This window comes from Kribbella qitaiheensis (assembly GCF_042657745.1).
Lineage (GTDB): Bacteria > Actinomycetota > Actinomycetes > Propionibacteriales > Kribbellaceae > Kribbella > Kribbella qitaiheensis.
This window is the reverse complement of record NZ_JBHSKE010000007.1, coordinates 271,406-282,437: the sequence shown is the minus strand read 5'-3', so window position 1 is coordinate 282,437 and position 11,032 is coordinate 271,406. Positions and strand designations below refer to the sequence as shown.

The window sequence follows — 11,032 nt, the reverse complement described above, 5'->3', positions numbered from 1 at the left end:
GAACCCGCTACCGCACACCCACCACCAGCCACGGCGGCACCGCGGCGTCCGGCCATGCCCGGAACCGCACCCACAACCCGGCACACACCACCACCACCACCGCCGAGAACAACCACACCGCACCGTTCGACCCCTGGTGCGACACCGACCCACCCGATCCAGGCGCCAGCAGCCAGACCCGTCCACCCGGCGACCCGACCCCAGGTCAGCCGGCGCTGCACCACGCCAACCCGCCAGCAGCCACCACCACCGATGACCGGGATCGGGATCGGCGCCCTCCCGTCATGCGCTCCACAGAGCCCAGGACAGGACCGCCATGCGCCCGACCGGGCTGAGTTACCGGCACCCAGTCGACGATCACCCCGATCCGCGGTGGTCGGCAAGTCCGGCTCGGGTAACGGTCCCACGACGCAGCGCACCTCGCGCGGACACGGCAACCGAAGATCACGCCACGCCGGGCGAAGCTGTCGAGCGCCCCGCCCGCCCCTCCGGCCAGCATTGCGGATCTCCTCGACTGACTGACCCGCACCGCCGATCCGCCCAGCTGACTGACCCGCACCGCCGATCCGCCCAGCTGACTGACCCGCACCGCCGATCCGCCCAGCTGACTGACCCGCACCGCCGAGCCGCCCAGCTGACTGACCCGCACCGCCGAGCCGCCCAGCTGACTGACCCGCACCGCCGATCCGCCCAGCTGACTGACCCGCACCGCCGATCCGCCCAGCTGACTGACCCGCACCGCCGATCCGCCCAGCTGACTGACCCGCACCGCCGATCCGCCCAGCTGACTGACCCGCACCGCCGATCCGCCCAGCCGACTGACCCGCACCGCCGATCTGTCCGACTGACTGACCCCTATCCCGGGGCCGACGGGGCCGTCACCTCTCCAACAGACTCGGCCGGGCCCTAACGCGTGGCTCGGCTGCCGATGATGTGGAGGAGTTGGGTGGTGGCGAGGGCGTGGAAGTGGGTGGTGATGACCAGCAGGCGGTACAGGCGGCCGTGGGGGCCGGGGAAGGCAGAGTAGGTGTGGGCGCTCAGGACGGTCTGGCCGTTGGGAGTGTCGGTGAGGTCGAAGATCAGTTGGTACTTCGCGAAGCGGTGTCGGCCGGCGAGGGTCAATTGCAGCTCAGGGATCTCGTGGATCGCCTCGAACCCACTCTGCGGCCTGGTCCCGAGAATCCAGGCCAGCGGCACCGCCTTGCGAGCCCCGAGCGAGGTGTCGACGTACCGGCGAAGCGCGGTCCAGACGCGCTCGCGGGGTGCGTCGACCGTCGTCTGGTGGGTGTCCACGTAGGGCAGGTCGCTGGTCATGACGATGCGTCAGAGGTGAGTCGGGCGCCCATGGCTTCGGCCAGGGCAACGACGGCGCTGAGCGGGCGGACCATGACGGTGAGTTCGGTGATCCAACCGTTCTCGTCCGCGTGGAGGAAGTCGCTGCCCTCGACCTCGCGCCCACCGATGGTCGCCCGGAACACGAGCGCGTGGTCGGCCGCATCAGCCGCGCCGATCTCTCGTACGTAGCGGAAGTCTTCGAACACCTCGAGCACGGCCCGCAGGATCGGCGCGACGGCCGCGCGACCCTCGTACGGCTTGAACGTGACCGGGCTGCGGAAGGCCACATCCTCCGCGAGCAGGCTCAGCATTGCGTCCAGGTCTCGCGCTTCCACGGCGGTGCGGAAAGAGTGCACGGTGGACTCCCCATATACTCAATTTGTTGAATAGGTGTTTTTGAGACTATGCCGTAGACGGAGGGCTGTCCAGGTGGGATTGCGTCACGCTGTGCTTGCCTCGCTGCTGGAGGGGGATGCCGCGGGGTACGAGTTGTCCAAGCGGTTCGACGTGTCCGTCGCGAACTTCTGGTCGGCCACCCCGCAGCAGCTGTACCGCGAGCTCGAGCGGCTCGAGAGCGAGGGGTTCGTCGAGGGACGCGTGGTCGAGCAGCAGCGCCGGCCGAACAAGCGGGTGTTCTCGCTGACCCGGGCCGGGCGTGCGGAGTTGCGGGCCTTCATCGCCCAGCCGACGCGGCCGGGCGCGATGCGGGACGACCTGCTCGTGAAGCTCCAGGCCGCCGGGCCGGACGACCTGCCCGACGTACGGAAGGCCGTCGAGGAACGGCTGCACCAGGCCCGGGAGAAGCTCGCGTTCTACGACCACCTTCACGACGGTCTCCTCGACGGGAGTACCGAAGCCGCCCACGTGGCAGAGGCTGAGCGGATCGGCCCGTATCTCACGCTGATGGGCGGACGTCTGTACGAGCAGGCGAACATCCGTTGGTGTGAGTCCGTCCTGGCTGTGCTCGACGAGAGATCACCGGCGCCCGACGAGAGATCACCGGCGCCAGGCGGGGACTAGGCGTTCGAGGCGGTTGCGGATCCGGGCGCGGGCGGGCTCGGGGAGGTAAGGGAAGAAGGTGGGCCACTCGAGCATCACCAGCGTCAGCTCGGCGGCAACGGCCGCTCGGCGGAGGATCACATCGTCCGGGATGCCCCTGGCAACGGCGTACGCGGTGAGCATCGCCTCGCGTGGCGGGTTCACGCCGTCGACCTCGGCGCGATGCCAGAGCAGGGCCAAGTCGCCGGGGCCATGGCCGACGTGGACTTCCTGCCAGTCGATCCAGACGAAGCGGTCCGCCGGATCAGTCAGGAGGTTGCCCAGGTGGCAGTCGCCGTGACACAGGCAGGCGGGCAGCTCCCGGATCGCGGCGTCGAGGGCCTCGAAGTTCGCCCAGAGGGGCGCCAGTAACCGCTCGTACCCCAGCTCTCTCCAGGCGTGCTCGCCGGCCGCGAGCTTCTCGGCCGAAGCCGGCTCAAGCCCAGTCGCTCCACGGTCGATGGCCAAGGCAAGCACCTGCTCGCGATGCAGCCACCCGAGCTCCGTCGCGAGCTCGATCCACCGTTGCTTCGACCATCGCTCGGCCTCCGTCGGCAGGCCAGCGGCCGTCAGCAGGAGGTAGGTACTCCCGTCGGCCTCGCCGCCCATCAAGAACTCCGGCACCAGCACCGGCCCGTGCGACGCCAACTCCCGGTAGAACGTCAGCTCACGGCGTGCCCGCTCCCGCAACCACGGCTGGGAGGCGACCTTCAGCACGAACTCGCCTGCCGGTTCCACGACTGTCAGCCCGTAGACCGCCGACCCCGAGGCTCCGTCCGCCATCGTCCGCACGTCGACCAACTCACCACGGACCCGATCACCCAGCAGCCCCCACCACCGCCCGGCGTCTACCTCAGTCATCGTCACCGACTCAGACCTACCAGGGCACACCGACATTTCGGCGATGTCCTTTTGCCGGACCCCCGTTCGTTCCATTCTTGAGGGGCCAGACGGGCCCACGGCGATGAAGGAGAGTTCGATGCCCCAGTACCTTGCGTTGACTTACACGGCGGACGTGGACTGGTGGGCGCCCGAGCAGGCGGACGAGCTGGCGGAGTACCGGAAGTTCGGGGTCGACCACGCAGACACCATCAAGGCGAGTGCCGTGCTGCACCCGACCAGTACGGCGACCGTGGTGCGGGTCCAGGGCGCCCGCGGCGGCGAGGTGGTCACCACGGACGGGCCGTACGCGGAGACGAAGGAAGCGCTGACCGGGTACTACCTGATCGAAGCGGACGACCTCGAGGCGGCGGTTCGGATCGTGGCCGACCTTCCCGCGGCCTGGGGCGGTGCGGTCGAGGTACGGCCGGTCATCCTGGCCAAGTAGTGACCCCACACCGGGCGCACGACACGGTCGCCGAGACGGTCCGGATCGAGGGCGCGCGCATCCTCGCGACCTTGATCCGGACTGTCGGGGATGTGCAACTCGCCGAGGACGCCGTCCAGGAGGCGAGCCTGGCGGCCCTCGGAGCGTGGCCGGTCACGGGGGTACCGCCGCAGCCAAGGGCCTGGCTGACGGTGACGGCCAGGCGGAAGGCGATCGACATCCTCCGGCGCGAACGGGCCCGGCCGGACAAGGAGCGGGACGGGCTGATGATGATCGAGCTGAGCGGATCCGACCTTCCGCCCGACGAGGTCGTCGACGACGACCTCCTGCGGTTGATCTTCACCTGTTGCCATCCTGCGCTCTCGCCGCCGACCCGGATCGCCCTGGCACTGCGGACGCTCTGTGGTCTCACGCCCGCGCAGATCGGCGGCGTACTCCTCACCACCGAGGCCGCCACGGCCAAGCGCCTGACGCGGGCTCGCCAGAAGATCGCCGCCGCGCACATCCCGTACCGCGTACCGGCCGAGGGCGAGTTGGCCGGGCGACTTCCTGCGGTGTGCGGGGTGATCCACAGTCTCTACACGGCGGGCCATGCGCCGGTCGACGGTCAGGCGGCGTACGACGTGGACGCGTGCGCCGAGGCGATCCGGCTGGCGGAACTCCTGCACGAACTGCTCCCGGAGCAGACGATGCCCGCCTCCGTTCTGGCTCTGCTGCTTCTCACCGATGCCCGCAGGCCTTCGCGGGTCGACGACCAGGGGGATGTGGTCACCCTCGACAAGCAGGACCGGAGCCAGTGGGATACCTCGGCGATCGGCCGCGGCGTCGACCTGCTGAACGAGTCACTGCTCCGCACGCACGGCCAAGCCGACGCCTACCAAATCCAGGCCGCCATCGCTGCCGAGCACGCTCGCGCGCCGAGCTATGACGAGACCGATTGGGCGGAAATCCTGCGGCTGTACGACCTGCTCATCTCGATCGCCTCCAGCGATGCGGCCGCGCTGGGCCGAGTCGTCGCTGCAGCCGAGGCCGCTGACCCAGCGACCGGCCTTGCCCTGTTGGAGGACCTCCCGCCGAGCCCGCGCTGGCACGCAGTACGGGCTGAGCTGCTGGCCCGCGAGAACCGCTACGCAGAGGCAGCCCAAGAGATGACAGAAGCCCTCACCGGCGCGTCCACCCAACCAGAAGAACACCACCGCGAACGCCGCCGGGCCCGATTCCTCTACTTGGCAGACTCACCGGACGACACAGCCTGATCAGGCCTGGGTGCAGGCGTGTTCCGGGGTTCGGCCGGTCCAGGTGTGGAAGGCGCGGTAGAAGGAGTTGGTGTCGTCGTAGCCGAGGAGGTCGGAGATCTCGGCCGCGGTGAGTTGTGGGGTGGAGAGGTAGTGGCGGGCCAGGGATTTGCGGGTTTCGCGGAGTACGAGCTGGAAGGTGGTGGACTCGAGGCTCAAGCACCGTGGCCGCGGGATTCAGGGTGAACCCGGTCATCGGGACTCCTTCGATCACAGTTGAGCCATGATGACGCGGTCGTAGACCCGGTCGCCGAACAGCTTCCGTACTGCGATCAGCGGGCGCGCGTACTTGCCGGCGACGTACCGGGTCTTCGGTCGTCGTGCCTTGAGGGCGTCCGCGATCACCCCGGCGATCAGCGAGGCAGGTGATCCGCCGGCTCCGTAGCTCCCGCGGGTCGTGGCGGCCACCTTGTGGGCGAGGTCGGCGTACGGGCCCTTGCCGGAACGCTCGAGCATCGGATCGACCAGGACGTGTCCGAACTCGGTCTCGATGATGCCCGGCTCGATCACGATCACGTCGATGCCGAACGGCTTGAGCTCGAGCCGCAGGCAGTCCGACCAGCCTTCGACGGCGTGCTTGGTCGCGTGGTACCACGATCCCAGCGGGGTGTAGATCTTGCCGCCCATCGACGACAGGTTCACGATCTGCCCGGCGCCCTTCGCGCGCATGGACGGCAGCACGAGCTGGGTCAGCCGGGCCAGGCCGAAGAGGTTGACCTCGAACTGGTACCGCGCGTCGGCGATCGCGGTGTCCTCCATCGCGCCGTACATGCCGAAGCCGGCGTTGTTGACGAGTATGTCGACGCCGCCGCGCTCTGCCGTGATGCGGTCCACCGCGGCCACGATCTCGTCGTCCTTGGTGATGTCCATCGCCAGCACCGTCGCGCCGAGGCCCTCCAGATCGCGCATCCGGTCCACCCGACGGGCCGCCGCGTAGACGACGTACCCGTCGGCGAGCAACCGCTCCGCCGTCGCCTTGCCCATACCCGACGATGCGCCGGTCACCAGAACGGTCTTCACGAACCTGCCTCCTCGCCAGGTGGTCCCGCTGACCACCTGGCAACGACGGTAGGCAACTCCGGCCGGTCAGGCACTAGCAAGACGCGCCAATCCACCTGCGGATCACGCCATCGGCCGCGGTCACATCATCGGCCGCCCGTCACATCATCGGCCGCCGTCACATCATCGGTTGTGGTCCCGGCGTCGGCCTGGGCGCAGGGGTACTGGTCCCGCGGATCGCGATGGGCAGAACGATCATCAGCAAACCGATCAGCAGCAGCGTGCCGCCGGCGATCAGCGTGCCGATGGCGATCGGCAGGATGATCGGCAGCTTGGCCCCGGCACTGACGTTCGTGTCGATACCGGACGAGCCGTCGGCGTTCATGATCAGGATCGTCCAGTCGCCGTCGGCAACGTCCCAGACCAGCGTGCGCGGTCCGGTTCCGCTGTCGGAGGCGACCCAGAACGACTGCCCGGCCGGATCCGTGGCAGTCTCGCTGCCGGGCCGCGTCGTGTAGGTGGCCTTGAACGGATCGACGTCGATGTCGGACAGTTCGTCGTGGCCGACACCCTCCAGGTACTTCGCCACCTCGGCGGAAGGTCCGATTCCCAGGAACAGCGGGGTGTCCGCGCCCATCAGCTCGGCGCGGAGCCGGATCTTGCCCAGCATCTCCTGCCCGGACAGGACCTGAGGACCGGTGAGGTCGACGTCGATCGACGGCACGGACAACGCGGCGGTGTCGGTCTCGAACTGCTGCGGTCCGGCCGTGTAGTACCCGTCGCCGTCGCGCTGCTGGTGCGCCCACAGCCCGATACCGCCGCCGACGAGGAGGGAACCACCGAGCAGGACGAGCACGCTGCCGAGAATGATCAGCAAGGTGCGCCAGGCACTCCACGGTCGCTTCTGAGGTGCGACCTGCCCCGGGGTGGGAGCGGTCGGTGCCGCGTTCATGAGACGACCTCGGCCGGAGTCCTGATCATCCAGACGCCGAGCCAGACCAGGGCCAGGCCGAGACCGATACCCCACGGCGGCAGCAGCGCGTTGAAGCCGAGCAGGCCGCCGATCACGATGGCGATGCAGATCGCTTTCGGGAAGACGCCGGCACGCAGGCTCGCGAGGCCGAAGAGCGCCCAGCCGATGGCGAACAGCAGATAGCTCGACACGGCCCCGATGACGATCAGACCGGACGGATCCGCATCGAGGATCTGCGGCGCGATGTCGGCGAGGTACGTGACGTAGAACGTCTCGAACCACAGGTCACCGCCGAGGAACATGGTGCCGACCAAGGCCCCGATCAGCCCGACCACACCGAACCGGCCGGCCTTGTGTGCTTGCCAGCTGTACGCCGCGACGGCAGTGAGGATCAGCAGGCAGAAGGCCACGAAGTACACGACTCCGCTGATCCGGTAGGCGAGGTTCTGCGAGGTGCCCTGCCGATCGTCTCTGTCGACGATCGGGAACATCACCAGCTCCACCACGATCATCAGGGTCCCGGCGGCCAGGGCGAGTGGCCCTGCCAATCGGGACAGCGGCGCCAGTGACGAACTCGATGGGACAGCGACGGTGGATCTTGGATTCTGCGGTGCGTTCAGCCCGGACATGCCGGCCAACCCCCTCAGCGAACGGAGGTCTGCCTCAACCCCCAAGAAATACGGACCTCCGGTGGTCCTGCCCCGCACACCGATCGCCAAAGGTGAGACCCGGTGACCGGGTCTTTTACATTCTGTTCCACAATATGTACGACGTACAGAAAGTCAACAGCCGGGAGCCTTGGATGACGCAGTCGCCGAACCGCCGGATGGGCCGGCCGCGCGCCGTCACGGAACACGCCATCCTCGACGCCGCCCTCTCGCAGTTGGACACCGGCGGCGCGACCTCGGTGTCGGTCCGGGGGATCGCCGCCCAGCTCGGCATCGCGCCGAACGCCGTCTACACCTACTTCCCGAACAAGGCCGCCGTACTGCGGGCCCTGGTCGAGCGATTCCTCGGGGAGGTCAACCACGACCGGTTCACCGATCGGCAGATGCCCTGGCGCGGTCGGGTCGAAGCCCTTGCCCTGGAACTGCGCGAACGCCTGGTGGCTCACCCCGGCGCGGTTCACCTGCTCCTCGGTGCTCCCATGGACGGCCCCAACGCCCTGACACTGCGCGAGTCCCTCGCCGGCGTACTCGCCGACGCGGGCGCCACCCCCGAGGACGCGGCCCGCGCGTCGTACGTCCTGCTGGTCTACGTTCTCGGCGCCATCGCCCTGGAGGTAGCCGGCCTCGAACACGCCGACCTCACCGAGTCCCAACGGATCACCACCCGCCGAGCCACCCTCGACACCATCTCCACCACGACCTACCCCCGCACCACGAGCACAGCCGCCACCGTCGCGAAGTACTTCACCACAGAACAGTTCCTCTGGGGCCTGACCCACCTCCTCAACGGCCTCGCGCCTAACTCTGAAGCCCCGGCCGGCTGAAGTTCAGGCGGGGACCTTCTCTGCGGGCAGGCAGTCAGCTATGCAGGCGTGGGGTGGTGGGGGAGCCATGCGTGGGGTGGAGGTTGTGGTGGTCTTGGAGACGAAGGCGACGGAGATTGCCGCCGCGGCCAAGCAGAGCCCCGCGGTAGCGAGCATCGCGGGGCGGAAGCTTGCGGCGATTGTCTCGGTGAGGCTGAGGTCGACGCCGCCAGCCAGTGCCGGGAGTACTGCGATCGCGGCCACGCCACCGATGCGCGACACGGTGTTGTTGACCGCGGAGGCCTCACCGAGGTCGGCGCTGCTCACCGCCGCGAGCACAGCGGCAGTCAATGGTGTGACTGCCAGTCCGAGTCCCAGTCCGTACACAAGGTTCCCCGGGAGCACACCGCCCAGGTAGCTCGAACCCGGTCCGAGCGCGGACAGGTAGACGAACGCGATCCCGACGATGGTCATCCCTGCCGCCATCAACCACCCGGGACCGAAGCGGGCCACCAGGAACCCGCTCACCGGCGAGATGAGCAGGAAGACGATCGAAGACGGGATCAGCGCGGCCCCCGCGGCGCTCGCGCTGTAGCCCAGTTGCAGCTCGAGCTGGAGATAGAGGAGGTACGACGACGCACTCAGGGCGCCGTAGAAGAGCAGCGTGCCGGCGTTGATCGCGTCGAACTGGCGCGACTGGAACAGCCGCAGCTGCAGCATCGGATGCCGCCGCATCGCCTCGAACGGGAACAGTGCGACCAGGCAGGCGACACCGACCAGGCCGGCGACGACGACCGACGGACGCGCCCAGCCCCTGGCGGCACCTTCGGTCAACGCGTAGATCACGCCGCCGAACCCCACCGCCGTGAGCAGAGAACCCGGTACGTCGGGCCTGCCGCCGGCCGCGGGATCCCTACTGTCCGGGACGCCTCGCAGTACGAGCAGTGCGGCGATCACCAGCGGCGCGTTCAGTAGGAAAAGCCAACGCCAGGAGTAGGTGTCCGAAAGCCAGCCACCCGCGTACGGACCGACTGTCATACCGAGTGTCGCAAGCCCCGCCCAGATGCCGATCCCGCGGGCCCGGTCCTCGGGGCGCAGGGTCGCGTTGAGGAGGGCCAGGCTGCTCGGCACCACCAGGGCACCGCCGATTCCCTGGAGCACCCGGGCCGCGATCAGCAGACCCACCGACGGAGCAAGCGCACACAGCACCGACGCCCCCAGGGTGATCACCAGCCCGACCGCCAGGATCCGTCGCCGTCCGTAGCGGTCCGAGAGACCACCGGCGACGAGGAGGAGGGCCGCGACCGTCACCAGGAAACTCGTCACCACCCACTGCAGCTCGGCCACGCCGGCGTTCTGGTCCTCGCCGATGGAGGGCAGGGCGACCGTGACGACCGAGGCGTCGAGGAATCCGATCATCGAGGCCAGCACGGTCGCGCAGATGACCGCGATTCCCGTCGTACTGCGCAGCGGGACGGACGGGCTTGCCTGATCGAGGGACATGCCTCCACACTGCGGGAATCCGGAGGAACTCGCACCAGTGGACTCCCTGGTCTGTCCCGGGCCTAGTGCCGTCGAGCTGCCGTCCGGTACGGATCGCCGGACGGGAGCCAGGCTGTCTCGAGGTCGAGCGAGGCAAGGTCGCGGGTCAGTACTTCGACGGTGGCGTGCACCGCTCTCCGCGACTCGTCGCGCCGCGACACCAGGGACCAGGTCCAGTACGGCGAGGGGTCGATCACCTGGCGCCGGACGAGATCGGGTGGGAGCGGCCCGAGCTGGCTCTTCGGGGAGTTCAGCAGGGGACGGCGGAGGCGGCGTACGTGGTCGAAGAAGGCGTCACCGGTGATCCCACCGTCGTCGATGTACTCGAGCTTCGCGCCGGTGTCGTGGGCGAACTCCTCGCCGTACGCGTTCCAGGACGACCAGGTGGCGGTATCGGCGTCCACCGGGACGAGGATGTCCTTCGCCCGGACCGGCGACGCGTCAGGGCCGACGGCAACGCTGAAAAGCCGGTCCGCGCCGATCACTTGCGCGTCGAGATCGAGCTCGGCCAGGACGTCGGACAGTACCCAGCAGATCGCCAGATCGAGAGTGCCGTCCGCGACCCGGCCCGCCTGGGCATGCGAGGGCAGCACCCAGGCGTCGATCAGGAGCTGGGCGACACCGGACGAGCGGCTGACGAGGTCCGCGGGGTGCCAGCTGACGTAGCCGAGCCGGACCGCTTCGCTCGCCGCCATGCCGCTCGCGAAACGCCGCAACTCGTCGGCCTGCTCGAGCAGGGCCCGCGTCGAGGGCAGCAGCGCCTGGCCGGTGGCGGTCAGGGTGACGGAGCGGCGGTCGCGGTCGAACAACCGGACGCCCAGATCCCGCTCGAGGGACTTGATCTGCTGGGACAGCGACGGCCCGGCGATGTGCAGGCGAGCCGCCGCCCGGCCGAAGTTCAGCTCCTCGGCGACGGCGACGAAGTACCGCAGCTGTCGCAGCTCCATGGGTCGATCGTAAGGCGGTGGGAGGCGTCGCCTCTCAGCAGAGAGCAACTCGGTCGTGGTGAGGCCCCAGGGACCGCGCAACCATCATCACCTAGCTTGAGACCC

General features: G+C 68.8%; 14 protein-coding genes. 5 read left to right on the top strand and 9 right to left on the bottom strand.

Going from position 1 to position 11,032, the window contains the following annotated elements; genetic code table 11:
* On the top strand, positions 1-335 hold a 335-nt coding region (locus ACFPJ1_RS09155; RefSeq protein WP_380102914.1), incomplete at its 5' end, for a hypothetical protein.
* 571 nt (positions 336-906) lie between these two features.
* Here ACFPJ1_RS09155 and ACFPJ1_RS09150 read toward each other — a convergent pair.
* Positions 907-1,314: a hypothetical protein gene (locus ACFPJ1_RS09150; RefSeq protein ID WP_380102912.1), complete on the bottom strand. Its 408-nt coding sequence runs from the start codon at positions 1,312-1,314 to the stop codon at positions 907-909.
* Entirely contained in the window at positions 1,311-1,691 is a 381-nt protein-coding gene (locus tag ACFPJ1_RS09145) for a nuclear transport factor 2 family protein (protein WP_380102910.1), read from the bottom strand. Before ACFPJ1_RS09145 ends, ACFPJ1_RS09150 begins: the two co-directional genes overlap by 4 nt.
* Before the next feature lie 73 nt (positions 1,692-1,764).
* Here ACFPJ1_RS09145 and ACFPJ1_RS09140 point away from each other — a divergent pair, with 73 nt between their 5' ends.
* A complete protein-coding gene (locus ACFPJ1_RS09140; protein ID WP_380102908.1) occupies positions 1,765-2,355 on the top strand; it encodes a PadR family transcriptional regulator in 591 nt (196 codons plus the stop codon).
* Here ACFPJ1_RS09140 and ACFPJ1_RS09135 read toward each other — a convergent pair.
* On the bottom strand, positions 2,332-3,234 hold the full coding sequence (locus tag ACFPJ1_RS09135) for an aminoglycoside phosphotransferase family protein (RefSeq protein ID WP_380102906.1): 903 nt from the start codon (positions 3,232-3,234) through the stop codon (positions 2,332-2,334). The two genes, ACFPJ1_RS09140 and ACFPJ1_RS09135, sit on opposite strands and share 24 nt — an antisense overlap.
* Positions 3,235-3,352: 118 nt before the next feature.
* Between ACFPJ1_RS09135 and ACFPJ1_RS09130 the strand changes: the two genes are divergently transcribed.
* Positions 3,353-3,700: a YciI family protein gene (locus ACFPJ1_RS09130; RefSeq protein WP_380102904.1), complete on the top strand. Its 348-nt coding sequence runs from the start codon at positions 3,353-3,355 to the stop codon at positions 3,698-3,700.
* A complete protein-coding gene (locus tag ACFPJ1_RS09125; protein ID WP_380102902.1) occupies positions 3,700-4,956 on the top strand; it encodes an RNA polymerase sigma factor in 1,257 nt (418 codons plus the stop codon). Before ACFPJ1_RS09130 ends, ACFPJ1_RS09125 begins: the two co-directional genes overlap by 1 nt.
* Here the strand turns inward: ACFPJ1_RS09125 and ACFPJ1_RS09120 are convergent, their stop codons facing one another.
* The 4 genes from ACFPJ1_RS09120 to ACFPJ1_RS09105 form a co-directional block, all read right to left on the bottom strand.
* Positions 4,957-5,154 (bottom strand): helix-turn-helix domain-containing protein, encoded by a 198-nt coding sequence (locus ACFPJ1_RS09120; RefSeq protein WP_380102900.1) that lies wholly within the window; start codon positions 5,152-5,154, stop codon positions 4,957-4,959. It lies immediately after the preceding gene.
* 51 nt (positions 5,155-5,205) lie between these two features.
* Positions 5,206-6,015 carry an oxidoreductase gene (locus ACFPJ1_RS09115; protein ID WP_380102898.1) on the bottom strand — a complete coding sequence of 270 codons (810 nt, stop codon included), beginning with the start codon at positions 6,013-6,015 and terminating at the stop codon, positions 5,206-5,208.
* A gap of 157 nt (positions 6,016-6,172) precedes the next feature.
* The gene (locus ACFPJ1_RS09110; RefSeq protein WP_380102896.1) at positions 6,173-6,946 is read right to left on the bottom strand and encodes a hypothetical protein; all 774 of its coding nucleotides are present in this window, start codon (positions 6,944-6,946) and stop codon (positions 6,173-6,175) included.
* The gene (locus tag ACFPJ1_RS09105) at positions 6,943-7,596 is read right to left on the bottom strand and encodes a hypothetical protein (protein ID WP_380102894.1); all 654 of its coding nucleotides are present in this window, start codon (positions 7,594-7,596) and stop codon (positions 6,943-6,945) included. The genes ACFPJ1_RS09110 and ACFPJ1_RS09105 overlap by 4 nt, the downstream gene beginning before the upstream one ends.
* Positions 7,597-7,769: 173 nt before the next feature.
* Between ACFPJ1_RS09105 and ACFPJ1_RS09100 the strand changes: the two genes are divergently transcribed.
* The gene (locus ACFPJ1_RS09100) at positions 7,770-8,459 is read left to right on the top strand and encodes a TetR/AcrR family transcriptional regulator (protein ID WP_380102891.1); all 690 of its coding nucleotides are present in this window, start codon (positions 7,770-7,772) and stop codon (positions 8,457-8,459) included.
* A 3-nt stretch (positions 8,460-8,462) separates the two neighbouring features.
* Here ACFPJ1_RS09100 and ACFPJ1_RS09095 read toward each other — a convergent pair whose 3' ends face one another.
* Both ACFPJ1_RS09095 and ACFPJ1_RS09090 read right to left on the bottom strand, forming a co-directional pair.
* Entirely contained in the window at positions 8,463-9,941 is a 1,479-nt protein-coding gene (locus ACFPJ1_RS09095) for an MFS transporter (RefSeq protein WP_380102889.1), read from the bottom strand.
* Between the two features lie 62 nt (positions 9,942-10,003).
* Positions 10,004-10,927, bottom strand: coding sequence for a LysR family transcriptional regulator (locus ACFPJ1_RS09090; RefSeq protein WP_380102887.1), 924 nt, complete (start codon positions 10,925-10,927; stop codon positions 10,004-10,006).
* Positions 10,928-11,032: the final 105 nt, after the last annotated feature.